This window comes from Paenibacillus sp. FSL H8-0548, assembly GCF_038630985.1.
GTDB lineage: Bacteria > Bacillota > Bacilli > Paenibacillales > Paenibacillaceae > Pristimantibacillus.
The window spans coordinates 1,630,392-1,651,525 of record NZ_CP152049.1; the positions used below are offsets into that span (position 1 = coordinate 1,630,392).

36 protein-coding genes are annotated in these 21,134 nt (G+C 43.2%); 32 read left to right on the plus strand and 4 right to left on the minus strand.

Annotation, left to right across the window (positions count from 1 at the left end):
• The first annotated feature begins 45 nt into the window (after positions 1-45).
• The 7 genes from MHI37_RS06780 (at position 46) to MHI37_RS06810 (ending at position 6,522) form a co-directional block, all read left to right on the plus strand.
• On the plus strand, positions 46-1,182 hold the full coding sequence (locus tag MHI37_RS06780) for an MFS transporter (RefSeq protein WP_342556559.1): 1,137 nt from the start codon (positions 46-48) through the stop codon (positions 1,180-1,182).
• Positions 1,183-1,333: 151 nt separating this feature from the next.
• Complete coding sequence (locus MHI37_RS06785) at positions 1,334-2,224, plus strand: NAD(P)-dependent oxidoreductase (RefSeq protein ID WP_076334499.1); 891 nt, start codon at positions 1,334-1,336, stop codon at positions 2,222-2,224.
• Between the two features lie 125 nt (positions 2,225-2,349).
• Entirely contained in the window at positions 2,350-2,985 is a 636-nt protein-coding gene (locus MHI37_RS06790; protein ID WP_076334498.1) for a CBS domain-containing protein, read from the plus strand.
• The gene (locus MHI37_RS06795) at positions 2,982-3,782 is read left to right on the plus strand and encodes a pyruvate, water dikinase regulatory protein (RefSeq protein WP_076334497.1); all 801 of its coding nucleotides are present in this window, start codon (positions 2,982-2,984) and stop codon (positions 3,780-3,782) included. Before MHI37_RS06790 ends, MHI37_RS06795 begins: the two co-directional genes overlap by 4 nt.
• A gap of 35 nt (positions 3,783-3,817) precedes the next feature.
• Positions 3,818-4,216, plus strand: coding sequence for a nucleoside-diphosphate kinase (ndk, locus tag MHI37_RS06800; RefSeq protein ID WP_076334496.1), 399 nt, complete (start codon positions 3,818-3,820; stop codon positions 4,214-4,216).
• Between the two features lie 152 nt (positions 4,217-4,368).
• A complete protein-coding gene (locus tag MHI37_RS06805) occupies positions 4,369-5,502 on the plus strand; it encodes a ParA family protein (RefSeq protein ID WP_076334495.1) in 1,134 nt (377 codons plus the stop codon).
• Positions 5,503-5,508: 6 nt separating this feature from the next.
• Complete coding sequence (locus MHI37_RS06810; protein WP_144023572.1) at positions 5,509-6,522, plus strand: ATPase, T2SS/T4P/T4SS family; 1,014 nt, start codon at positions 5,509-5,511, stop codon at positions 6,520-6,522.
• On the opposite strand, the gene MHI37_RS06815 is transcribed toward MHI37_RS06810, so the two are convergent.
• Both MHI37_RS06815 and MHI37_RS06820 read right to left on the minus strand, forming a co-directional pair.
• Complete coding sequence (locus MHI37_RS06815) at positions 6,415-7,905, minus strand: recombinase family protein (RefSeq protein WP_076334494.1); 1,491 nt, start codon at positions 7,903-7,905, stop codon at positions 6,415-6,417. The two genes, MHI37_RS06810 and MHI37_RS06815, sit on opposite strands and share 108 nt — an antisense overlap.
• 29 nt (positions 7,906-7,934) lie before the next feature.
• A complete protein-coding gene (locus MHI37_RS06820; protein ID WP_076334493.1) occupies positions 7,935-8,372 on the minus strand; it encodes a helix-turn-helix transcriptional regulator in 438 nt (145 codons plus the stop codon).
• A 93-nt stretch (positions 8,373-8,465) separates the two neighbouring features.
• Between MHI37_RS06820 and MHI37_RS06825 the strand changes: the two genes are divergently transcribed.
• From MHI37_RS06825 to MHI37_RS06835, 3 genes are read left to right on the plus strand one after another with little or no spacing between them, the layout of a single operon-like run.
• Positions 8,466-8,663: a helix-turn-helix transcriptional regulator gene (locus MHI37_RS06825; protein WP_076334492.1), complete on the plus strand. Its 198-nt coding sequence runs from the start codon at positions 8,466-8,468 to the stop codon at positions 8,661-8,663.
• Between the two features lie 44 nt (positions 8,664-8,707).
• Positions 8,708-9,508 (plus strand): phage antirepressor KilAC domain-containing protein, encoded by an 801-nt coding sequence (locus tag MHI37_RS06830; protein ID WP_076334491.1) that lies wholly within the window; start codon positions 8,708-8,710, stop codon positions 9,506-9,508.
• Between the two features lie 13 nt (positions 9,509-9,521).
• Complete coding sequence (locus MHI37_RS06835) at positions 9,522-10,166, plus strand: hypothetical protein (RefSeq protein WP_076334490.1); 645 nt, start codon at positions 9,522-9,524, stop codon at positions 10,164-10,166.
• Positions 10,167-10,546: 380 nt separating this feature from the next.
• Here MHI37_RS06835 and MHI37_RS06840 read toward each other — a convergent pair whose 3' ends face one another.
• Complete coding sequence (locus tag MHI37_RS06840) at positions 10,547-10,939, minus strand: helix-turn-helix transcriptional regulator (RefSeq protein WP_076334489.1); 393 nt, start codon at positions 10,937-10,939, stop codon at positions 10,547-10,549.
• A 184-nt stretch (positions 10,940-11,123) separates the two neighbouring features.
• Between MHI37_RS06840 and MHI37_RS06845 the strand changes: the two genes are divergently transcribed.
• The 16 genes from MHI37_RS06845 (at position 11,124) to MHI37_RS06920 (ending at position 18,054) form a co-directional block, all read left to right on the plus strand.
• Entirely contained in the window at positions 11,124-11,351 is a 228-nt protein-coding gene (locus MHI37_RS06845) for a helix-turn-helix transcriptional regulator (RefSeq protein WP_076334488.1), read from the plus strand.
• A gap of 221 nt (positions 11,352-11,572) precedes the next feature.
• A complete protein-coding gene (locus MHI37_RS06850; protein ID WP_179090111.1) occupies positions 11,573-11,722 on the plus strand; it encodes a hypothetical protein in 150 nt (49 codons plus the stop codon).
• Between the two features lie 3 nt (positions 11,723-11,725).
• Positions 11,726-11,848 (plus strand): hypothetical protein, encoded by a 123-nt coding sequence (locus MHI37_RS06855; RefSeq protein WP_256709363.1) that lies wholly within the window; start codon positions 11,726-11,728, stop codon positions 11,846-11,848.
• On the plus strand, positions 11,845-12,003 hold the full coding sequence (locus MHI37_RS06860) for a hypothetical protein (protein ID WP_179090110.1): 159 nt from the start codon (positions 11,845-11,847) through the stop codon (positions 12,001-12,003). Before MHI37_RS06855 ends, MHI37_RS06860 begins: the two co-directional genes overlap by 4 nt.
• Positions 12,004-12,679: 676 nt before the next feature.
• Positions 12,680-12,967 (plus strand): hypothetical protein, encoded by a 288-nt coding sequence (locus tag MHI37_RS06865; RefSeq protein WP_076334486.1) that lies wholly within the window; start codon positions 12,680-12,682, stop codon positions 12,965-12,967.
• A 231-nt stretch (positions 12,968-13,198) separates the two neighbouring features.
• Positions 13,199-13,381: a hypothetical protein gene (locus MHI37_RS06870; RefSeq protein ID WP_076334484.1), complete on the plus strand. Its 183-nt coding sequence runs from the start codon at positions 13,199-13,201 to the stop codon at positions 13,379-13,381.
• Entirely contained in the window at positions 13,374-13,664 is a 291-nt protein-coding gene (locus tag MHI37_RS06875) for a hypothetical protein (RefSeq protein ID WP_076334483.1), read from the plus strand. Before MHI37_RS06870 ends, MHI37_RS06875 begins: the two co-directional genes overlap by 8 nt.
• A gap of 127 nt (positions 13,665-13,791) precedes the next feature.
• On the plus strand, positions 13,792-14,280 hold the full coding sequence (locus MHI37_RS06880; RefSeq protein ID WP_076334482.1) for a siphovirus Gp157 family protein: 489 nt from the start codon (positions 13,792-13,794) through the stop codon (positions 14,278-14,280).
• 11 nt (positions 14,281-14,291) lie between these two features.
• On the plus strand, positions 14,292-15,023 hold the full coding sequence (locus tag MHI37_RS06885) for a hypothetical protein (protein ID WP_076334481.1): 732 nt from the start codon (positions 14,292-14,294) through the stop codon (positions 15,021-15,023).
• Between the two features lie 10 nt (positions 15,024-15,033).
• Positions 15,034-15,441: a hypothetical protein gene (locus tag MHI37_RS06890; RefSeq protein ID WP_076334480.1), complete on the plus strand. Its 408-nt coding sequence runs from the start codon at positions 15,034-15,036 to the stop codon at positions 15,439-15,441.
• A 10-nt stretch (positions 15,442-15,451) separates the two neighbouring features.
• Positions 15,452-15,763, plus strand: a complete 312-nt coding sequence (locus MHI37_RS06895) for a hypothetical protein (protein ID WP_076334479.1) — start codon at positions 15,452-15,454, stop codon at positions 15,761-15,763.
• 19 nt (positions 15,764-15,782) lie between these two features.
• On the plus strand, positions 15,783-16,127 hold the full coding sequence (locus MHI37_RS06900) for a DUF5406 family protein (protein WP_076334478.1): 345 nt from the start codon (positions 15,783-15,785) through the stop codon (positions 16,125-16,127).
• Between the two features lie 90 nt (positions 16,128-16,217).
• Entirely contained in the window at positions 16,218-16,676 is a 459-nt protein-coding gene (locus tag MHI37_RS06905) for an ead/Ea22-like family protein (protein WP_076334477.1), read from the plus strand.
• A gap of 126 nt (positions 16,677-16,802) precedes the next feature.
• Complete coding sequence (locus MHI37_RS06910; RefSeq protein ID WP_179090109.1) at positions 16,803-16,970, plus strand: hypothetical protein; 168 nt, start codon at positions 16,803-16,805, stop codon at positions 16,968-16,970.
• Between the two features lie 13 nt (positions 16,971-16,983).
• Positions 16,984-17,376, plus strand: coding sequence for a hypothetical protein (locus tag MHI37_RS06915; RefSeq protein WP_076334476.1), 393 nt, complete (start codon positions 16,984-16,986; stop codon positions 17,374-17,376).
• A gap of 300 nt (positions 17,377-17,676) precedes the next feature.
• A complete protein-coding gene (locus MHI37_RS06920) occupies positions 17,677-18,054 on the plus strand; it encodes a hypothetical protein (RefSeq protein ID WP_076334475.1) in 378 nt (125 codons plus the stop codon).
• 39 nt (positions 18,055-18,093) lie between these two features.
• Here the strand turns inward: MHI37_RS06920 and MHI37_RS06925 are convergent, their stop codons facing one another.
• Complete coding sequence (locus tag MHI37_RS06925) at positions 18,094-18,237, minus strand: ribbon-helix-helix protein, CopG family (protein WP_144023571.1); 144 nt, start codon at positions 18,235-18,237, stop codon at positions 18,094-18,096.
• Between the two features lie 137 nt (positions 18,238-18,374).
• Between MHI37_RS06925 and MHI37_RS06930 the strand changes: the two genes are divergently transcribed.
• The 6 genes from MHI37_RS06930 to MHI37_RS06955 are packed head-to-tail and all read left to right on the plus strand — an operon-like array spanning position 18,375 to position 20,904.
• Positions 18,375-18,644, plus strand: coding sequence for a DUF2786 domain-containing protein (locus MHI37_RS06930; protein ID WP_076334474.1), 270 nt, complete (start codon positions 18,375-18,377; stop codon positions 18,642-18,644).
• On the plus strand, positions 18,644-18,841 hold the full coding sequence (locus MHI37_RS06935; RefSeq protein WP_076334473.1) for a Myb-like DNA-binding domain-containing protein: 198 nt from the start codon (positions 18,644-18,646) through the stop codon (positions 18,839-18,841). Before MHI37_RS06930 ends, MHI37_RS06935 begins: the two co-directional genes overlap by 1 nt.
• 2 nt (positions 18,842-18,843) lie before the next feature.
• A complete protein-coding gene (locus MHI37_RS06940) occupies positions 18,844-19,617 on the plus strand; it encodes a hypothetical protein (protein ID WP_076334472.1) in 774 nt (257 codons plus the stop codon).
• Positions 19,559-20,377: an ATP-binding protein gene (locus MHI37_RS06945; protein WP_076334471.1), complete on the plus strand. Its 819-nt coding sequence runs from the start codon at positions 19,559-19,561 to the stop codon at positions 20,375-20,377. The genes MHI37_RS06940 and MHI37_RS06945 overlap by 59 nt, the downstream gene beginning before the upstream one ends.
• Positions 20,378-20,389: 12 nt before the next feature.
• Positions 20,390-20,560 carry a hypothetical protein gene (locus MHI37_RS06950; protein WP_179090108.1) on the plus strand — a complete coding sequence of 57 codons (171 nt, stop codon included), beginning with the start codon at positions 20,390-20,392 and terminating at the stop codon, positions 20,558-20,560.
• On the plus strand, positions 20,557-20,904 hold the full coding sequence (locus tag MHI37_RS06955) for a hypothetical protein (protein ID WP_076334470.1): 348 nt from the start codon (positions 20,557-20,559) through the stop codon (positions 20,902-20,904). The genes MHI37_RS06950 and MHI37_RS06955 overlap by 4 nt, the downstream gene beginning before the upstream one ends.
• The last annotated feature ends 230 nt before the right edge of the window (positions 20,905-21,134 follow it).

Below are 21,134 nucleotides of genomic sequence, written 5' to 3' on the forward strand. Positions count from 1 at the left end.
AGGATGGGCAGGTGATCAGTCATACGATTAGGTAAAATTATAGCAATAGCGTTTGGCTTTCAACTGATGATGAATATTACACGGCCGCTTGTGACGCTTTTTGCAATGAGTTTAGGTATAGGCACCTTTGAAATCGGAATGATTACAGCAACCTATGCTTTATTTCCGCTGATTTTTGCTATCCCTATAGGCAAGGCAGCCGATGTGATAGGTGATCGTTATCCGGTTTTAATCGGCATTTCGGGCATGATTCTCGGTACATTGCTTCCGTATTTATATCCATCTGTAGGGTCCTTGTATTTGTCACAAGGGTTGATCGGCATCTCGCATATATTTATTAGCATTTCGCTGCAAAATTTAATCGGAAATATGTCGACTGCGAACAATCGTGATCATCATTTTGGGTTATTCAGTATGGCAGTGGCTCTCTCGGGTATAGTTGGACCTTTGCTCGGAGGGTTGCTGGCTGATTATCGATCCTATGCGTTCGCATTCGCGTTTGCTGCGGTTGTCGGCATTGCTCCGATGGGGCTGGCTTTTCTTATCCCTAGCATGAAGAGAGCGAAGCAGCCTGAGGAGGAAGAAGACAAAGGAACTGCCCTGGACCTGCTGCGCATCCCGCTGTTGAGGAAAGCTCTTGCTTCTAGCGCACTAGTCTTGTATTCCCGTGATATCTATGTCGCCTATTTTCCTCTGTTTGCTAGCGCTTGGGGGATGTCGGCATCGACAATCGGCTTGATTATCGGCGTACAAGGCTTAACAATGGTTATGGTTCGGCTCTTTTTGTCACGTTTAACGGGACGCTTTGGCCGCGAGCTTACCCTTTTGATATCCATTTTATTAGCGGGAGTATCGTTTCTACTCGTTCCATTGTCGACAAATACACTCTTATGCGCTTTGATTAGCGCTTTAATGGGCGTAGGTCTAGGCTGTGGTCAGCCACTTTCTATGACGACAACTTACAATGCTTCTCCAAAAAGTCGAACTGGCGAGGTTCTCGGACTTCGGATGGCGTCTAATCGCTTGTCGCAAATGATTGCTCCGTTGTTCTTTGGCTTGGTAGGGGCGTGGACAGGAATAATTGCTGTTTTTTATGTAAGCGGGGCGTTTCTGATTGGTGGAGCCTTCCTAGCCTCTTCTTTGCCAGGGAGACGGCCGAGAGAGCAAGTGAAAGATATATAAACAAGATATGAGATTTGAAACGGGTTTTAAATGGCGTTATAATGACCCTCAAAGAGGCCGAGTTCGGCAGCTTTGAGGGCAATTTTCATTTCACTTGGAAACATCTTGTTTTGAGACCATATACAAAATAATTTTGAGAAGAGGAATTAAAATGACAGAGCAGGCAAGCAAGAAGGAGAAAGTGGTTGGATTTATCGGGACAGGCATTATGGGAGCAAGCATGGCGGGTCATTTGCTTAACGGTGGCTGCACCGTCCATGTATATAACAGAACAAAGTCGAGGGCAGATGCGCTTATGTCCAAAGGAGCCATTTGGCAGGATACACCAAAGGCGGTAGCGGAGCAATGTGAGGTCATCATAACGATGCTAGGATATCCGACTGATGTGGAAGAGGTGTATTTCGGAGCTGCGGGATTGATCGAGAATGCCAAAGCGAATGCTGTGTTAATAGATATGACGACATCAAGCCCTTCGCTAGCTAAGCGTATTGCTCTAGAGGCTGCCAATAAAGGACTGGCGGCACTTGATGCTCCAGTTTCAGGCGGTGATATTGGGGCAAAGGAGGCTCGGCTATCGATTATGGTTGGAGGCGAGGAGAGGTTTTTTCAAGCCATTTTGCCGCTGTTGACACTTATGGGTAAAAATATTGTGCATCAAGGTGCAGCCGGTGCAGGGCAATTTACGAAAATGTGCAACCAAATTGCGATTGCAACGAATATGATCGGTGTAAGCGAAGCTCTCGCGTATGCGAAGAAGGCCGGACTTTCACAAGAAAAGGTATTGAAGAGTATAGAGACTGGAGCAGCGGGAAGCTGGTCGTTATCTAATCTTGGGCCGAGAATCATTAATGGGGATTTTTCGCCTGGCTTTTACGTTAAGCATTTCATGAAGGATATAAAAATAGCGATTGAATCAGCCGAGGAGCTAGAGCTTCCTCTACCTGGACTAGCACTCGCACGCTCTTTATACGAGCAGGTCATTGCAATCGGTGAAGAGAATAGCGGTACGCAGGCACTCTATAAAGTGCTGAGTGTGGACTAAATCTATTATTTATTGAACATAAAATGGTAATGTGATATATTATTTATTGAATAGTGGTATTATATATTTAAATATGACTCATATAAGGGTAGGAGGAGAGTAAGATTCAATTATCCTCTCGTCAATTGGAGCTTCTAGAGCTCGTGAAGCGGCATGCGCCGATTACGGGTGAACAGCTAGCCGAATATCTAAGCGTCAGCAGACCGACGCTTCGCTCGGATTTGTCGCTTCTCGTCATGCTTGGATTGCTTGATGCGAAGCCAAAGGTCGGATATTTCCTCGGCACAGCCTATCGATCCAGTAGAGAGCCCTTGCAGCAGTTCAATAATATGAAGGTAAGAGAGGTTCAGGGTGTTCCTGTAAATGTCCCGGACTCCTTATCCGTTCATGATGCGGTTATTACGCTGTTTACCGAAAACGCAGATACCCTTCTTGTTGTTAATGAGCAGAAACGTTTTCTAGGCATTGTGACTCCTAAGGATTTACTCAAAATAACGCTTGGCAATGCTGGAGCCGCAGCCATTCCTGTCAGCATGGTGATGACTCGTTATCCTAATATTGTGACGCTCATGCCCGATGATTCCGTGTTGGATGCGATCCGTAAAATGTCGCTCCATCAGGTTGATTGTTTGCCGGTTGTCGTTCCTCGCGAGGAGCAGCCTGCTGATCCAGAGGTAACCGGCTGGGTGTCGAAGTCAAATATTATACGTCTGATAGCGGACATCACGATGAGTGGGGAATTGGGGGAGCCAGAGCTATGACACAGCAAATTATTTATGTATGCTCCGATGCTGTCGGGGAGACGGCAGAAGCGGTGGCGAAGGCAACCTTGCGTCAATTTTCTTCCGAGCATGTGAAGATCAAGCGCTACGGTCATATCAAGTCCGAGGATGAGATTTTACGTATCGTTGCGGAGGCGATTAGTACAGGCGGCTTCATCAGCTACACGCTTGTACAGCCAGAGCTTAGGGAATTAATGAGAGAAGAAGCGCTTAAAGCGGGGATTCGAGCAGTGGATGTAATGGGGCCGATGATGCAGGCATATGTAGACACCTTTGGCAGCTTTCCGAAGCGAGAGCCCGGGCTGCTGCATTCGATAGATGACGCTTATCATCGCCGGATGGATGCGATGGAATTTGCGGTGAAATACGATGATGGCAAGGATGCGCGCGGCTTTATGCAAGCGCAGGTCGTATTAATTGGCGTTTCGCGAACATCGAAAACTCCGCTTAGCATTTTTTTATCTCATAAAGGAATTATGACGGCTAATTTACCGCTTATGCCAGAGGTTAATCCGCCTGAGGAACTGAAGGCAGCGCCTGGAAGACTTATCGTCGGTCTGACCATGCAAGCAGATCATCTGCTTGAAATTCGTTCCGAGCGTCTTAAGACGCTTGGGCTGCCGGCATCAGCGCAATACGCCACAACCGAGCGGATTCAGGAAGAGCTTGATTATGCAGAAGCAGTAATGAAATCATTGAATTGTCCTATTATTGACGTTACGAATCGAGCGATTGAAGAAACAGCGGGTATTATTACTGAATGGCTTAACAAATAAATGGTTATACCGAATGATATAAGGGGGAATTAGGTATGGAAAGAACATTTGTCATGGTTAAGCCGGATGGTTATGCACGTGGTTTAGTGGGGCGTATTGTTACTCGTTTCGAAGAGAAGGGTTTTACGCTTGTGGATGGAAGAGTTGTACAATTAACTAGAGAGCATGCCGAGCATCACTATGGGCATTTGCGCTCCAAGGTTTTTTTTGACGAATTAGTCGATTTTATCATTTCGGGTCCTGTATTTGCGATGATCTGGGAAGGCAAGGACGCCGTTAAAAACGCACGAGCGCTTATCGGTGCGACAAACCCGTCCGAGGCGCTCGCTGGAACGATTCGTGGTGATTTTGCGTTGGATGTTGCGAGCAATATTATCCATGGATCAGATTCAGTTGAGAATGCGGAGCAGGAAATTAAATTGTTTTTCCAATAGCTGAAAAATCCTTAGTTGACGAATGGAATTAGGTTATGGTAAATTTTATACAAAGATTACGAGCAAACACGGAAGCACCGTATAAGGCCGCAGCTATCTGCGCCTTCTATGGTGCTTTTTTTGTGTTTTTTGGACTGAAGGGAGGGAAGGGAATGAGTAAATATCAGCTTGCAGTGGCGGTAAAGGAGCAGGAATATTTGAAGCGCTTGGCTTACTATATTCGGGATAGCAGGCTTGGCGAGCAGTGGCAGGTCATTGCGTTCACGCATGTGGAGGCATGCAAGCAATATGTGAAGCAGGGTTACCCTATAGACCTCTTGGCAGCACAGCCTGAGCTGCTTGCAGCGCTAAAGCTGGAGCTGCCGAGTGTTCCTGCTGCTGCGCTTGTATTGAAGCTGGGTGAGAGTGGTGAGGAGCATGAGCTGCTGCAGTATCAGCCGCTCAAGGTGCTGCTTCAGCGGCTAACAGAAATTCACGCGAGGGCTGCTCTATCACCAATTTCAATAAATGGAGCCTCTAAGAATGTCTCAGGAGTAAAGATTATATCCGTTTACTCAGCAGCAGGCGGAACTGGAAAAACGGCATTGGCGCTTCACCTTGTGCATGCTGCGAGTACATCTGGATGCCGAACGTTTTATTTGAATCTTGAAAGATGGAATTCGGCGGAGATATGGCTTGGTACAGAGCGTCAGGGCTCTGATTCTGAGCGAGAGGGTTTGTCGGAGCTGCTGTATGGTCTGAAAGCACAGCCAGAGAAATCGGTGAACTGGCTTATCGAGCATCGGAAGCACGATACGCTGCTCCAAGGCGATTATTTGGCTCCATTCACGAATCTTGAGGATCGGATGACACTCAGCCAGGAGGATGCGCTGGGTATAGTGGAGGCTGCAGCCGGAAGCGGTCTATACGATCTTATTGTCATTGATTTGGAAAGCGGCTTGGACGAGCTTCATATCGCAGTTTTTGAGAAGTCAAGTCAGGTGCTGTGGACGCTCAGCGAAGCTTTATCGGTAAGAGAGAAGCAAATGATGGCGATTCGCTACGGCTCACAGAAATGGGGAGAGAGATTTAACCGTTTGATCCCTAAGTTTTTGAGTGTTAATACTTCTGCAGCGGCGGCTGCTCGTCCTGGGCTAGGGATGTCAGATAGCATTGCTCATGCACGCGTAAAGCTGCCAGAGATTTCGGAGTGGCGCGGAGCAGGCCATGTGAGGCTGTTGTCATCGCCATTGTACAGAGCTGCGGTAGATAAGCTGTACAAGCAGCTTTATTCAGAAGAGGGGTGACTTCATATGCTGAGTGATGAGACGGTACTGGAGCTGCGCAACAAGGTGCGGGCGAAAATTGATTTTAGCGGCGAGCTGTCTGATGAGAGTCTTAGAAGAATAGCAGAGGAAATCGTATTCGAATGGTGCGAACGCAATCCCCTCACGGCAACAGAGAAGGTACAGCTGGTACGAAGGCTGTTTCATTCGTTTAGAGGTCTTGATATATTGCAGCCGCTTATGGAGGATGCTTCAATTAGCGAAATTATGATTAATCACCATGCGGAGATTTTCGTTGAACGGAACGGGAAAATGTCCATGCTTCCCGTATCGTTTGAGAGCAGCGAACGACTGGAGGATTTGATTCAAACGGTCGTCGCAAGTGTGAACCGAGTCGTTAATGAGTCGTCGCCAATAGTTGATGCAAGACTGAAGGATGGATCACGTGTGCATGTAGTATTGCCTCCAGTTGCGCTGAAAGGGCCGTGCATGACGATTCGTAAATTCCCTGAGCAGCCGTTAACGATGGAGCAGCTCGTATCCCTTGGCTCGATTTCAATTGAAGCTGCCGCATTTCTGAAAGAGATGATTGGAGCGCAATATAATTTATTTATTAGCGGCGGGACAGGAACAGGTAAAACGACCTTTCTAAATGCGTTGTCGCAATTCATCCCAGCCGATGAACGGATCGTAACGATAGAGGATTCGGCAGAGCTGCAAATTCGCACAATTCCAAATTTGGTTTCCATGGAGACACGAAATGCGAACACAGAGGGCAAGGGAGAGATTACGATTCGCGACCTCATTCGTGCCTCTCTTAGGATGCGGCCCAATCGGATTATTGTCGGTGAGGTGCGGGGAGGAGAAGCGCTGGACATGCTGCAGGCGCTCAATTCGGGGCATTCGGGAAGTGTGTCGAGTACAAAATGGTACTTAACGATATGTCAGTTCCAGCTCTGCAGGGAAAAAGTTTCCGTTCCTATAGCCTCTAGGGTTATCGATGTGACAAATAACTCTTATCTCCTCAAACATCTCGTTTAATAATTCCTTCTTATCGAAATCGTCAGCTTCGTTCCAAGATTGACTAAAGGTACTCAGTTTAAATTTAATTTCCTCCGATTCTTTTACTCGTATTTGTGCTTCTTCTAGCGATTTCAAGATATCCGCTTCAGTTTCATATTCGACAGCTAGTCGGCTGCGTAAATCATCGGCTGTTACAAGTTCCTCGATAAACATAAACTGCCACTTTTTAACTCTATTTCTAACTGAGTCGAGATCTCTTTTTAACTTTTGAATCAACTTTTCTCTTGCTTCATTTTGGTTATCGCTCTTTTTCTTCTCAGCAGCGGTCAATGATTTCTCGATAGCAATATCCGAGATGTATTTCATGAGCAAGTGCTCAATATGATTTTGTTGGATCGTCGGCATTTTGCATGTGTTATTGTCTCTGCGTGTTGAACAAACATAGTACATTCTCTTTTTTACTACTCCATCTTTGTTGGGCACACTATGAGTTAACTTTCCAAACATGCTGGCTCCACATCGACCACAGCGAAGCAAGCCTGTGAAAAAGTACTCCCGTTTACGGGAATATCCACTGACCGACCTGCTTCGCATATATCTGAGATGTTCGAAAAACTCCTCTTCAGTAAATATAGCCTCATAAATTCCTTTCTCATGAATTACACCCTTGCGCAATTCCTTCCTGTGACCGGCATACTTACCATTTTCCATTCTGTTTCCGAATTGAATGATGCCAGCATAGAAAGTATTAGACAGCGTGAAAGATACTGTTGATGCGCGCCAGGTAGATCCACGCCTTGTAATTCCTTTATCAATTAGCCGCATCGCAATAGTTTTAAATCCCATTTGTTCTTTCATGTACATATGTCTAACCAAACGGATAATTTCAGCTTCTTCAGGGATGATGTTTCCCTCTTTATCATAGCCATAGGGAAATTGACCGTTAGGCTTCTTACCTTCCTTAACCTTCTGTTCCATACCAAACCGCACACGTTCCCCAATTAGCTCACGCTCAAACTGAGCAAATACGCCGAGCATACCAAGCATTGCCATCCCCATAGCGTTACTGGTATCGAATTTCTCCTGCTTGCTGATAAAGGACACACCGTGAAGCTTCAGGTAGCCTAGCAACTCGTACAAGTCCTTTACTGAACGAGTAAACCTATCAAACTTATGAACCAACACAGCGTCAAACAGGCCCTTTGTAGCATCATCGAGCAAACGTTGCAACTGCGGGCGGTTCGTATCTTTTGCAGAGATTCCTTCATCCATATAAATATCGGATACAGAGTATTCATTCGCCTTGCAGTATTCTATTAAAGTGGCACGCTGGGCACGGAGTGAGTAACCATCTTCGACTTGCATTTCCGTGGAAACTCTTAAATATATCGCTATCCTCATGTTGTTCCTCCTAATAAAGAAGACACCATTTATTGGGTGCCCTTCTCTTTTTCTTCTATTTCATCAAACTTTTTTGAAAACGCCTCGACAACATCGTCGAACTCTACTATTTCATCATCAGTTATTTCTCTGTTTTCCAAGGGAAGAGTTTCAATCTTTTTCTTAAAAATTTCAACTGAATCAGGATCGTGCTCTGCTATATCTTCTAATATTGAGTTCAAAGTCTCTTTTAATTCAGACCACGTTACTTTTCTATATGTTTGAGGATCATCAGATCTTCCTACTAAGTAATCTAAAGTACAATCGAAGAGGTCAGCTAATTTTGACAACGTATCTACACTGGGATTGGCTCTCTCGATTTCAAGACTTCTAATTGTATCAACGGATACTCCTATTTCGTTAGCTAACTTTTGTTGAGAAATACCCAATCGTGCCCTCTGTTCTTTGATTCGTGATCCAATAGACATAATATAAAAACTCCTTTATGTAATCATTGACATGTAATCAGTTACATGTAATAATAATCATGTAATAATAATACAGCATAAGGCGGTGAGAAAATGAAAATCAAGTTAAAAGAGATGCGTAGCATTAAAGGCTGGACTCAAGCGGAGGTTGCTACACATTCGGGTATTTCTTTAGATTATATCCGTTCCCTTGAGATTGGACGAGCTTCTCCAAGTCTTAAAATCGCTCAAAAGTTAAAAATAGCATTTGGCTGCGAGCATATCGATGATTTGATTGATGAAGCTATCTAACAAGTATAACCACTACATGTATTATAATACAAGGAGGAAGGTAAATGAAAATTATTGAGTATAAGGGATTGCGAGTGCTCACAACTAATCAACTTGCTGAAGCATATGGAACAGATAATAAAAATTTAAACGATAATTACCAAAACAATGCAGGTAGGTACAAAAGGGAAAAGCACTTTTTCCTTCTGGAAGGTGATGAACTGAAGGCCTTTAAAGCTTCTACGGAAATTTCGGGGAACCTTAAATATGCGCCTTTGCTTTTTCTTTGGACTGAAAAGGGTTCGTGGTTACATGCGAAATCATTAAACACGGACAAGGCGTGGGAAGCGTATGAATTGTTGGTGGACGATTATTATGATAAAAAAGAATTGTCTAATAGTGTAGTCCCATCATATATGTTGGAAGATCCCGAGGAAAGAGCGCTGCAATGGGTAGCGGAACTAAGACAACGAAAAGAACTAGAAAATCAAAAACTCTTATTGGAAAAAGCTGTAACAGAATTAAAGCCTAAGATTGCATACCTGGATACTATTTTGCAATCAAAAGGTTTGGTAACAACAACACAAATAGGTAAGGATTATGGCCTGACTGCCCCAGAATTAAATAAAATACTTCATGACGTAGGAATTCAATATAAAGTAAACGACCAGTGGGTTTTGTACAAGAAATATGCAGATAAGGGGTATACTCAGTCGTATTCCTTCCCCTTTAAACACAAGGATGGAACACCTGATGTTAAGATGAACACCCAATGGACGCAACGAGGTCGGATTTTTATACACGAGCAGTTAACCAAAATCGGGATCAAAGCAAACATAGAAAAAGAATACGGTGAAGTAAACTAAGGGAGGGCACAAGGTGCTTAAAGTAATAGATGGTATTAAAAAGAGTAAGCCGGATTATTATGTTCTCTACAGAGCAGCATTTCTAAACTGTTTGAATAGGGTAATCGATGTAGATGCGATAATAGAAAAAGTTGAATTAATAGAGAGAAAAAGGCTGATTTATTATGGTATGAAGATGGTGAATTTTCAAGATACGGATAATATGACGTTGGATGAACTCATGTTAGCATTCAAATTAATGGATTTTATAAAGATTGTAATTGGAACCATCACTCCTTCTGAATTCGAAAATGTATTTCCGATAGACAAAATTTATGAGGGGAAGCGATATGAAACAAAAGATTATTTTTTTACAAGAAACGCAATGGATAAATTAGGCGTTTACAAAGAAATAGGTGATCAAGTTGAAGATTTGCTATGGAACTACCAAAATATAATTGTTACTTTGTTCGTCGTGAATGTCCTTTCAATAGCAAGTAATATCCGTAGAAAACAAGGCCAAAGTGGCATAATGGAAGAGTTTTGTGAAGAAAAAGGAATTGATACGTACACTATGTATAACGATGAGAAGGGAAAAAAATACTTACAAAACAATACTACTGGAGAAGTTGCTGCAGTGAAGAAGCCAAAACCAAGATATTTAAATGTAGTAAAATAAAAAATCGCCTTCATAAGAAGACGACCATACACCTATGACTCCGACCAAGATGAATAGGTGCAAACAGATTACCGCTATTATAACTCATATTTATTAAACTTGGAATGAGGGACTTGTTCCCTCTCCAAGCGATTAAAAATACTCCTTTACAGAACATGCGTTCGCATTTAGAATGAGGATAAGGAAAGCGGCTGCATATTAAAACTTGGAGGTACCGCACACATGGAGGTACAAGTCACAGACATTAGTGAAAGGTTAGGCTCTTTATTCGCTAAATGCACTAATGACCAGTTGGAAGCCGCGAGGAATTACATAATATTAAGTCAACTGGACAGCCATCATTCAAACCATTTACTTATACAAATAGAAGAAAGACGCCTTTAATCGGCGTCTTTTTCATTTGGAAACATAATATGTATCATCTCTTTTATTCGTTTGCGATCTTCAGCTGTCAATATTTTTCCTTCAAGCGTGATTCCATCTTGGCTCAATAAGTGGAAGAGTTCGTGGGCCTCGGTAGCTGCGGTTTGTTCTTTAATTCCCTCGCCTGATTTCACCTTTGAAACAAATGAATCTCTTCCTAATAAATATTCAGATGTGACATTTAAAGTCGATGCAATTTTATCTAGTTCGTCAGCTCTCGCTTTTCTTTTTCCTGCTTCAATCCTCGAGAGTACGCTGTTGTTTATCCCAACTCGTTCCGCTAACTCTAGTTGTGACCAATCGCGTTTTTCCCGCAATCGTTTAATACGATCACCTACAGCGACATTCACGTTTCGTCCTCACTTTCAGTACTTTATTTGGCATTTGTTCTTCATTTATAAATTTAACACTCTTTTCTAAAACAGAAAAATTTCTTTGCTAAAATAGAAAATATTAGTTGACTTTGCTATTTTAGCAATGTATATTGAGATTATAAGTTTTGCTAATTCAGAAAAATCATGGGAGGTGAAGAAAATGAAGGAAATCAACCTTGCGCTAATAAAAAAGAGGCGCAAAGAAATGCGAATTACACTTCAAGATATGGCTATTTACTTAGGGTTTAAGAACGCTTCTAATTATTACAAGTACGAATCAGGTAAATACAGATTCAACGCTGAACATCTCCCATTAATTGCTGATAAGTTGAAACTTAAAATGAATGAGATTTTTTTTATTCATAACTTTGCTAAAATAGCAAAGTAAGAAAGGAGATAGGAAATTGACAGCATTGAAGTTTCTGACTGAGCTAAAGCAGATAAGGGATAGTAAAAAGCTTACAGACGATCAAAAAGTATCACTGTTGTTGATCCATATTTCCGAAAATTTGGATTCTTCCATTACTGAACTTATGGGAAATTAAACCATGCAACCACATGTAAGATTCTATAACAATAATCAAATAAAAGAAACAAGGAGGCCTAATCATGACAGCACATATAAACGAACAAGGCAGACCAGTCGGCCATGACGGCAAAGCAATATCAGAAAGAGCATGGGAGAGAGCGCACGCAGTAATCGCTCGTATCGAAGCTAAAGCCAATATAAGACTGGCTAACGAGCAGAAGGGAGCCTAGCCCATGAAACTAGAAGACGATCCAACAGTCAAAACGCAGCCAAGTAAACGTATGCGCAAGAATTTATCCGCACTAATCGTCAAGGACGCTCAAAAGAGAGCAGCTAAGGCTAATCAAGGAGCATGAAACACGCCTACTACACGCTGCAGCTAGCCAAGCAATTATACGATCGAGCTAATACGCAAGAATCGAAAGACCGCATAGCTAACGGATTCATGCGAAAAGATGCGGAGATTGTGTTGGAAGAGATGAAACGACAATTGGAGGGTGAGAGGGAATGAGCGAAATTTGCAGCCGTTGCGGTGAGCAAAAGCCTTCAGTTGAGTGGAGAAGATAGAACACCGCTTATCATGATGACGAGCAAAATTACACTGTCCAATGTGAAGAATGCTTTGAACAAACAGAATCAGACTGGCAATCAATGTGGGACGAATACAACTCAAGTAGGTACTAAGGAGGCATAATCATGGAAAACCCAATCATCGCAGCAGGAGAACGCCACAACAACCGTATCCAGTATCGCCGCCCGATTGACATATTCAGACCATGCGAGTGTGGCAAACATGAGTCAATAGCCATCTACAAAGGCAAACAGAGCTTGTGCGCATCCTGCCTAGAAGGCATCTGCGAGGTGACTCTACTATGAATAGAATTCAACCTGTAAACGGTCCGCAGCCAGTAGTAAGAAACCCACAGCAAGGTCAACCGCATGCTAGAAAAGGAGAAATCCGAACGTGAATGATAGCTTAACTCTTTCTAAATACGACTCAGACGCAGATGTATATCTCCAATACGAGTTCAAAGGCGAATACATCTCGTTCGAGAGAAGTTTCAAGCAAGCACAAACAAAGGTTCCGCTAATCGAATGGACGTATCGACTGGATGAGATCGGTTGGAAGAAGAAAGAAAACTATATCAAGCACCTTAAAAATAAGGGATTCAAGGAGGGCAAATCAAATGACGTACGTTCCGAACGAAGACAAGCCTACAGAAGCAGATCAAATAAACCAACATATCAACAAACTGTATGAGTGCAAGAAATCAGGTGTGTGGGATCTAGAAGGAGTCGCAAAATGGCTCAAATCAAACCTTCCACAAATGGCAGATGCAGCGGATTTCATGGCTGGATACATCGACGATCAGTTCCCAGGTACGGAGTACGAGAAGGAAGTCGTCGCAGCTGAGGCACAAAGAGAGATTCCTTGGGAGTTTAATCAGTCGATGGAGAGGAAAGAAGCAGTATGAGCTACCAAGACACAGATATATCGACAGGGATACACACGAGGATAAACGACACTACTCGGATATCCAGCGCATGGCGTACTTACAGCAACGAAAATTTCAAGACAAGACGATGGGAAACTTTCCTGTGGGAAGACGAGAAAATCAAAGAAGAGTTCGATACGTTGAGCACAGCTGATGCTGTAGTAAACCTTCACTTATCAATAGTGGAGCGTTTGAGAGGAGAGGGATAGCGTGACGAAGGTTCGTTTCAACCCACAAAAGCGGAGCCATCAGTTAATTGCTTCTGCAATGGTAGAAATGGTTAGAGATGAAGGTCTTACACCACATGAAGCATTAGAGGCAATAGAGGGAATCAAAAACGATATATTTTTCTCGCTATTCGAACTAAAGAGGAAGGAGCAACCAAATGACTGAACGATACCGTTTCGACTCATGGCTAACCACCACCCAAAACTCTGAATTGTGCGCCGAAGAAATCCTATCATCCATACGCTCAAGAGTCCGCATCTGGACGGAGAAAGAGATAGCTAGACGCGATGAGCCGCACTATTACGCCTTTATACGAGAGTATCCCGAGTACATTCACGACGGTTGGAGATCAACGATTGAGATAGAGATAGAACGGACGGTGAAAGAGGAAGATGAGCATAAAAACTTTGGACTACCTTTCTATAGCAAAAAGATACAAGGGGCATAAATCGGGCAGACACATCGCCATAGTAATGCTTAAAAATGCAAAAAGAAAAGGAGCCATTGCAGTGGCTCCCGTCAGTTAAATGTGAAAGTTTCTAACCATAGTTTAAACCAAAAGGAGACGAATTTCAATGTCACTTAAATTATATGAATTATCCGAATCACTAAACCAAGTCGCTTACATGATGGAAGAAGAAGGCGTAGAAGGTCTAGAAGGCGTGCTAGAGACTATCGACCTATCATTCCAACAAAAGGCTGAGGGGATCATTAAACTCCACCACAGCAAGCTTACAGAAGCTGAGACTATCGAAAATGAGATCAAACGGCTTAAAGTTCGCTCGGACAAGCTTAAAAAGGATGCTGCATGGCTGCATGAATACGTTGAACGGGAAATGTTGCGTTCCAACACGCCTGAGATTAAGTCATCGCTGTTCAAAATCAAGATCGGAGCCAATCCACCGCGTGTGGAAATTACAAACCAAGCGTTACTGCCTACGCAATATATGCGCACTTCCGTATCAGTCGCTCCTAATAAGATGCTGATTAAAGATGAATTGCAAAAGGGAACGTTGATTCCTGGTGCTGAGCTTCGACAAGATATGAAATTAAAAGTTAAGTAGGAGGTGCTGAAATGACTGAGCATATGAAGATATATGAGCAGGTTCGCGCTGTTCCACCTGAAGCGTTAAAAGCAATCAATGGCGGCAGGCTGAAAGGCATGAGCGACATTAACCCCATGTGGCGAATCAAGATGCTGACAGAGATGTTCGGTATCTGCGGCATCGGGTGGAAGATAGAAATTACCGATAAGCGTTTAGAACATGGTGGTGGCGATGAAATAGTTTGTTTTGTCGACATTCTTCTCTCCGTGAAAGTCGACGGTGAATGGTCTGCTCCAATACCAGGAATGGGCGGCAGCTCCTTTGTAACGGCAGAAAGAAACGGGATTTATACGAGCGATGAATGCTACAAAATGGCCTACACCGATGCAATCAGTGTTGCATGTAAGTCACTAGGATTTGCGGCTGATGTTTATTTCGACAAAGACCGCACCAAATACACACACGATGGAGACGCTCCACAAGCCTCTCAGAACCGTCCTGCCAGCACACCTAATCAATCTACTAATCAACAGACAAAAAAGCCTATAAGCACGACTGCAGCTTCTAGTAACGGTCCTTTTGAGTTAGCGACAGAGAACCAAGTAAAGATGCTTCGAGTTAAACGTGGTCTAGCCGGTTTTAAAGGAAATGACGAGATCAATAAATTCCTTGGCCTGACGTTAAATAGTCTCACTGAGCTACCAAAATCAAAGGTTAACACGCTTATCAAGTACCTGGACGAGAATAAAAAGTCTGCATAGGAGGGTTCAAATGACCATTCAAGATATAAAAAGATACACAAAAATGATCATCGATGCTGCCAAAAAGATGGGCTTCACCGTGCAAAGATATGACGCTTATTCGACAAATAGCGTCTATCTCAAACTTGATTACGGTGTGTCGAACAGCATAAGAATCAGCGATCACAAAGGAAAGAAACATTTGTCATATCGTTTCAATCTACTAACGAACTTGGATAAAGGATACGTTTCAAACGGTGAACATCTGCGAAACTATTACAGCCCTGCGGACTTCGAAAAGCTGCTGCATGACATTCAGGTGAACAGAGACAACTTAATCAGCAGATATGGCGAGGTTGGATACAAGAACTTCATGAATAAAAACAAGTTTGAGAACGCCAATAAAAAGGGTTTCTGGAGCCAAGCCAAATTGGTATAGGAGGGTTCACATGGGCTTACCATTCCACCCAGTCTCCAAAGCATCCCAAACATCCAAGACACGCGTAAAGCTCACACAGAAGCAAATGGGCGACATTAGCACCAAGGTAGATAAACAGTTGAAAGAACGGTCAGCACTCGTCTGTGAGCGTTGTAGCTCGGCTAGAGCGACAGAGAGAGCGCATATCACCGGACGCAAGCATTTGACGCATAAAACAACGGTGGAGGATCTTCTCCACCTCTGTACGCCTTGTCACCGCTGGCTTGATGGAGATCCAGCAGGCATTCGCTATAAACGTAAATTAAGAGGGATTGACCTATAAACCTATTGGAGGAATCGAAATGAACAGTTATATGGGAGCAGGAAGTTATCCAAAACGGGGATTGCACACAGTTGAGGTATCGCTACAAAACGGTGAATACAAAGGGACTGTTATATACGAAATTGGTGGTAATTGTTCAGGGTCAAGCATTCTGAGCTCTACATTGGATGCACTTTGCGATGACGGTTTTGAACCAAATATGGGATATGACGAGAATAAATTAGGTTGCAGACTCGATGGTACAGGATATGTAGCCGAGTACATTTTACAGGGCCCTGACGGTGAAATGTGGATTGATTCAGTGGATATTGAGGAAAAAATAGTAGGCGTTAAAATACTTAGTTTCACAGAAGATGAAAAGTAACTAATTAGCCGAAGGCCTCCAATGCGACTGAATCACCTAGCGACAGCGGAGGCCGTATCGGATCTATAAACCTATTAGGAGATGAGATAGATGATAAATGAGATAAAAGAAGCGTTGGAGAAGGCTACACAAGGAGAATGGTGGCACTACCAAACGAATAATAGCGTTGTTGTTGACCCTAAAGACCCAATATTCATTAGGCGCACTGTAGCGTCAGAATTATCCTTCGATGATGCAAAGTTTGTCGCCAACACTCCCACCTATATCCGCTACCTCCTTGATGAACTGGAGAAGGCAAACAAAGAGAATGAAAGACTGAAACACGAATCACAGGCATCTAAAGATAATCTTATCTTCGGCACAGGATTAATGAGGGCAGAAGTAAAGAAGTTGCGCGCCGAACACATAGCCATGAAAGTAGTGCTGGAATTCTATGCAAGCAATTGGAACCATGATGTGCAATTGGAAGATGCGGGCGTCACTAGCATACAGAGGGACAACGGAAAGTTAGCCCGTCAATGCCTCTCCACACTCAAATGTACCGACTAATCCTCTACCACCAAGGTAAGGAGATCAAACGCAGCAAACCCCAGGAGCATATAGAAGATTGGTTAATCACAAATAGTTACTTTTTATGGCCGGCTGATCGGCACGAGATTATTGAGGAGCGTCCCAATGGAAATATGGACTAATAACGCCTGTCTAGGCTACGTAATCAAAGCTATGCGAGATGCTGGTAAGAGCGATAAAGAGATACAAGAGATGGTTAACAGCGTACGTGGACAGTTTGACTGGGTTTCGGTTGAGGAAGCAGCAGAGGTTTATAACAAGTCGCCATATTAAGGAGATGATGAGGATGAGTGAGAAGAGAGATTTGCAGGCTGATAGACAATTTGTGCGTATTGAGAACAGCACGGAAGAACAATATTTAGATCGAGCACTCGAAGCTTGGCCGCACGCCATTGACCGCGCCATAGCTGCTGAAAAGGAAGCAGAGGAGTGGAAACGAGAGGCATTACAGTTATACCCCACGCCTGATGCTTACGATGCAGCATGTGCTGCTTTAGAAAAACATCGCCAGAGAGCTGATGCTGCTGAAAAGGAACGTGACGAGCTGCGGAAGCGTGTAGAGAAGTTGCAAAGCGATAAGTCCGCACTAATAGATCAAATTGATGAAGAAAACAACCGTCAACGCTTCAAAATGGACGCTAACGGAAATCTAACATTGATCGAGGAGGAACCGGCATGAGTGGATGGAAAGATTGCCCATTGTGTGGTAGATGGGATTGTGAATGTGAGGACATTTTGACTGAGGAAGAATATAAAAAGTTGGTGGAAGCGGAAAATGAGCAAAATTAACGAAACCGGTGTTCCCCAGCCCTACAAAATAATGCTGCGTGACACTTTTAAACGGCTTATCGCGAACTTATACGGTTTGTATTGGATGATTAGATGGAGGAGGTAGCCCTTATACGGCTACCGCTACGCTAAGTATTTCGGTCGAATCGATGGAAGATCAAAACAAAATCAAAAATAGAGGAGCAACAATATGAAAACACTCGAGCAAGTATATAGGGATTATAAATCAGAAACATTTGATGGTCGCGATCTAACTAGATTAATGAATTTTGTACCCGAGTTTGACCTACATAAGCTAGGTGTTGAACTCAAAGACGAATACAAGGGAAAACACGGACATATCCCGTTTACACGCGAAAACGTATTAGAGCAGCTTGAGAAAGATGTCCAGTTTGGATATGGGAAAGCAAGAGGCATGCGCGGAATTTCTTCTGAGTTAATGTATAACGTTGTGCAAATGTGGAATTGGATTCTTGAAGAAGGTTTGGAAGATTTTGACGAATACGGATCATATGGGATGCCCCTATTCGGGGAAACGGCCAAAAAGTATGGATGGGAATTGGACTAATCCTTTGTAGCATCAGGAACAAACTCCAGCAGAGGGCGATTACTCGCCCTTCTCGGATTCTAACTTCAACGCAAACTCTTTATTAATCACTTGGCTAACATTTAACCGCTCACGATCAGCCAGCCGCTGAATGAACTCATACACATCTTTATCCAAGCTAACGGACGTTTTAACCTTTTCCATATGTGTCACCTCAGCCGAATTGTACCACAGAATAATATTTCTTATACTTATTTACCACAAAGTATTACAAACTACTACAAAGTATGCTACAATGTATTTATCAGATAGCCGACGGGCTTTAAACGCGGAGGTTAACTATGAATAACTTGGAAACGGCATGCAATTCTTTTTTTGATCAATTTAAAAATGATAAAGGGCCTGCTAGATTCGCCCTTGATGTCATGTACAACGATATTAGCGAAATGAAATTTAATAACCCAACTGTAAATAAATTACTTCGACTTGCCTCTTGTCCATCATCTCCTGATGGAGAACGTATGAATGCCGCTCGTGCTGCGTTCAAGCTAATCAGCAAGTATGTCGAAACAAATTGGCACCTACGTGGAACCTGGGGGAGGGAAGATTAATGACTGAATACCACTATCACGGATGGACGCCGCAAGAGGAAGAGAAGCTTGCCAGTGTCATGATTCAAGGAATGGCCAATCGTAAAAAGACAACGGAACTATTCAAAACGGCAGCTGCCGAGCTTGGACGGTCGATGTATTCCTGCCAAAACCGTTGGTATGACATAAAGGGAAGATTCACTAGTAAGGCGGTGTAAGGATGGCAGAGAGAAGAATGTTTTCCAAGAGCATCATAGACAGCGACTTATTCCTAGACATGCCTTCATCGACTCAGAACCTATACTTCCACTTGGCAATGCGTGGTGATGATGACGGATTCGTTAACTCACCACAGAAGATCATGAGGATGGTATCCTGCTCTAAAAACGATATGGACATGCTCGTATTCAAGAACTTTATCATCCCTTTTGATACTGGAATATGCGTGATAAAACACTGGCGAATTCACAACTATATCCGTAATGACCGCTACACTCCAACGATTTATACGGAGGAAAAAACACAGTTAATGTTCGATGATTCCAAGTCGTACACCTTTGGTACGACACTTGGTATACCAGATGACATACCACTGGTCGACGTAGGTAAGGTAAGTATAGGTAAGGATAGTATAGGTGAGATAAGTATAGATAAGAGTACAACAGAAATCGGACAACCTAGCGGTAATCCTAAGCAATCTAAATTCGTTCATCCAAAACTAGAAGAAGTAAAGGCTTATTGCGAAGAAAGAACAAACGGAGTAGATGCTGAGAAATGGTTCGACCATTACACTTCAAACGGTTGGAAGGTAGGAAAGAACCAAATGAAGGATTGGAAAGCAGCTGTACGAACATGGGAACGAAACTATTCATCATCAGGAAGTAGTGAGGTAGGTAAAACGGGAATGGCAGCATATCGAAACGGAGGGAATCATCATGAAGTCGATGGGAGAGGTAATAAAAACCCTAATGCCGGAATTGATTTCGGTTTCTGAGATCGGTCGTTACACCTGTGATGGCTGTAAAAACGAAGTAGTCGTTATCCAATCGCCAATTGTAGCAGGTCCAGAGAAGGGGAAGCTGATAGATTACAAACGAGGTTGCGTGTGTTGGGAGAATGAACAGGCACGAGAAGCCAAACGCGAACAGCGGCAGCTTCAAGTAAAAAAAATGTTTGATAAGTACAGCACCGTTAGTCCGGACCTAGAAAAAGCATCATTCGAAAACTTCAACATGGATAATTCAACACTTGAACAAGCATTTAAACTATCCGTTGAGTACGCAAATGAGTTTTCGTTAGACAATCCTAAGAATCTACTATTCGCAGGAATGTACGGACTAGGGAAATCACACTTATCTTACTCAATATGCCAAGCGCTCAAAAAAAGAGGATTTATATCGGTGTTCATCTCGGTACCTAAGCTGCTAACCGTCATCAAGAGTACATACAACAAAAACAGCGATTTTAACGAGGCAGAATTGCTAAACGTGCTATCTACAGTCGATTTTCTTGCGCTGGATGATATAGGCGCTGAGAAGGTCAGGAAGGAAGAGGAAGGCGATAGCTGGGCGACAGAAAAGCTGTTTGAGATCATCGACGGGAGAAGCGGACGGCATACACTTTACACGACAAACCTTGTGTCGGATGAGCTATCAAGGAAAGTCGGGCAGCGGAATTTCTCAAGAATGATGATGAATACCAAGCCGTTTCGGTTTGAAGGTAATGACTATCGGATTAACAATAAGATGTTTTAGGGAGGAAGCGTAATGAGTGTAGTTAAGGTGGAAATTGACTGCATCGACTGTAACGGGGAAGGCTGGACAGTTCCGTATGGACCGAATGGATACGAAGCACAAGAAAAGTGTGAGACATGCAACGGTACGAAGAAGATTATGGTTGGCGTAGAATTCGCGAGAATGATGGAGGAATCAAAATGACATTAACAAGAGAGCAAGTGTTAGATATGGGTGCAGGACATAAATTAGATAGCGAAATCGCAGTTGGAGTTTTCAGATGGGATAGGGAAAGAGTTGAAAATGCAATGGACGCTTGGTTAAACGGGGTGTGTGGCGCAGAAACGATTCCGTATTATTCAACAGACATAGATGCAGCTTGGAAAGTGTTGGAGAAGCTACAAGGTGAATGGTCGTGGGAAATGAAGATGAATAACGCGGCTAAAGAAGTTGAGTTGCGAATAGGGAAAGGTTGGGCAACTAGCACGAATGTACCTCTTGCGATCTGCCGCGCCGCGCTTCTGACCACTATCGGGGAGGGGACGTAATGCATTGGGAGCGCATTCCGCTAATTAAGGCGATAACAGTAATTGTTGACAGCATAAAGAGAGCGTCATACACCATATTTGTGCGATTCCCGTTAACTTCTGTTGGATTCAAATGGTGCTTGTCATGCAAAGAAAAGGTATCGCCAAAACAAACACTCGTTATCGAAATCATACATTCGTTCGCAGGAGATTTGCCTCTACACTTTTGCCAGAGCTGCGGAGAAAAAAGT

Coding starts and splice junctions, on each gene's coding strand:
- MHI37_RS06810 (WP_144023572.1), top strand. CDS start 5,509: ATGCTGAGTGATGAGACGGTACTGGAGCTGCGCAACAAGGTGCGGGCG.
- MHI37_RS06860 (WP_179090110.1), top strand. CDS start 11,845: ATGAAACACGCCTACTACACGCTGCAGCTAGCCAAGCAATTATACGAT.
- MHI37_RS06865 (WP_076334486.1), top strand. CDS start 12,680: ATGACGTACGTTCCGAACGAAGACAAGCCTACAGAAGCAGATCAAATA.
- MHI37_RS06875 (WP_076334483.1), top strand. CDS start 13,374: ATGACTGAACGATACCGTTTCGACTCATGGCTAACCACCACCCAAAAC.
- MHI37_RS06845 (WP_076334488.1), top strand. CDS start 11,124: ATGAAGGAAATCAACCTTGCGCTAATAAAAAAGAGGCGCAAAGAAATG.
- MHI37_RS06935 (WP_076334473.1), top strand. CDS start 18,644: ATGACTGAATACCACTATCACGGATGGACGCCGCAAGAGGAAGAGAAG.
- MHI37_RS06825 (WP_076334492.1), top strand. CDS start 8,466: ATGAAAATCAAGTTAAAAGAGATGCGTAGCATTAAAGGCTGGACTCAA.
- MHI37_RS06915 (WP_076334476.1), top strand. CDS start 16,984: ATGAGTGAGAAGAGAGATTTGCAGGCTGATAGACAATTTGTGCGTATT.
- ndk (WP_076334496.1), top strand. CDS start 3,818: ATGGAAAGAACATTTGTCATGGTTAAGCCGGATGGTTATGCACGTGGT.
- MHI37_RS06785 (WP_076334499.1), top strand. CDS start 1,334: ATGACAGAGCAGGCAAGCAAGAAGGAGAAAGTGGTTGGATTTATCGGG.
- MHI37_RS06815 (WP_076334494.1), bottom strand. CDS start 7,905: ATGAGGATAGCGATATATTTAAGAGTTTCCACGGAAATGCAAGTCGAA.
- MHI37_RS06930 (WP_076334474.1), top strand. CDS start 18,375: ATGAATAACTTGGAAACGGCATGCAATTCTTTTTTTGATCAATTTAAA.
- MHI37_RS06885 (WP_076334481.1), top strand. CDS start 14,292: ATGACTGAGCATATGAAGATATATGAGCAGGTTCGCGCTGTTCCACCT.
- MHI37_RS06830 (WP_076334491.1), top strand. CDS start 8,708: ATGAAAATTATTGAGTATAAGGGATTGCGAGTGCTCACAACTAATCAA.
- MHI37_RS06900 (WP_076334478.1), top strand. CDS start 15,783: ATGAACAGTTATATGGGAGCAGGAAGTTATCCAAAACGGGGATTGCAC.
- MHI37_RS06940 (WP_076334472.1), top strand. CDS start 18,844: ATGGCAGAGAGAAGAATGTTTTCCAAGAGCATCATAGACAGCGACTTA.
- MHI37_RS06950 (WP_179090108.1), top strand. CDS start 20,390: ATGAGTGTAGTTAAGGTGGAAATTGACTGCATCGACTGTAACGGGGAA.
- MHI37_RS06910 (WP_179090109.1), top strand. CDS start 16,803: ATGGAAATATGGACTAATAACGCCTGTCTAGGCTACGTAATCAAAGCT.
- MHI37_RS06795 (WP_076334497.1), top strand. CDS start 2,982: ATGACACAGCAAATTATTTATGTATGCTCCGATGCTGTCGGGGAGACG.
- MHI37_RS06850 (WP_179090111.1), top strand. CDS start 11,573: ATGACAGCACATATAAACGAACAAGGCAGACCAGTCGGCCATGACGGC.
- MHI37_RS06920 (WP_076334475.1), top strand. CDS start 17,677: ATGAAAACACTCGAGCAAGTATATAGGGATTATAAATCAGAAACATTT.
- MHI37_RS06805 (WP_076334495.1), top strand. CDS start 4,369: ATGAGTAAATATCAGCTTGCAGTGGCGGTAAAGGAGCAGGAATATTTG.
- MHI37_RS06855 (WP_256709363.1), top strand. CDS start 11,726: ATGAAACTAGAAGACGATCCAACAGTCAAAACGCAGCCAAGTAAACGT.
- MHI37_RS06925 (WP_144023571.1), bottom strand. CDS start 18,237: ATGGAAAAGGTTAAAACGTCCGTTAGCTTGGATAAAGATGTGTATGAG.
- MHI37_RS06880 (WP_076334482.1), top strand. CDS start 13,792: ATGTCACTTAAATTATATGAATTATCCGAATCACTAAACCAAGTCGCT.
- MHI37_RS06905 (WP_076334477.1), top strand. CDS start 16,218: ATGATAAATGAGATAAAAGAAGCGTTGGAGAAGGCTACACAAGGAGAA.
- MHI37_RS06955 (WP_076334470.1), top strand. CDS start 20,557: ATGACATTAACAAGAGAGCAAGTGTTAGATATGGGTGCAGGACATAAA.
- MHI37_RS06895 (WP_076334479.1), top strand. CDS start 15,452: ATGGGCTTACCATTCCACCCAGTCTCCAAAGCATCCCAAACATCCAAG.
- MHI37_RS06945 (WP_076334471.1), top strand. CDS start 19,559: ATGAAGTCGATGGGAGAGGTAATAAAAACCCTAATGCCGGAATTGATT.
- MHI37_RS06820 (WP_076334493.1), bottom strand. CDS start 8,372: ATGTCTATTGGATCACGAATCAAAGAACAGAGGGCACGATTGGGTATT.
- MHI37_RS06890 (WP_076334480.1), top strand. CDS start 15,034: ATGACCATTCAAGATATAAAAAGATACACAAAAATGATCATCGATGCT.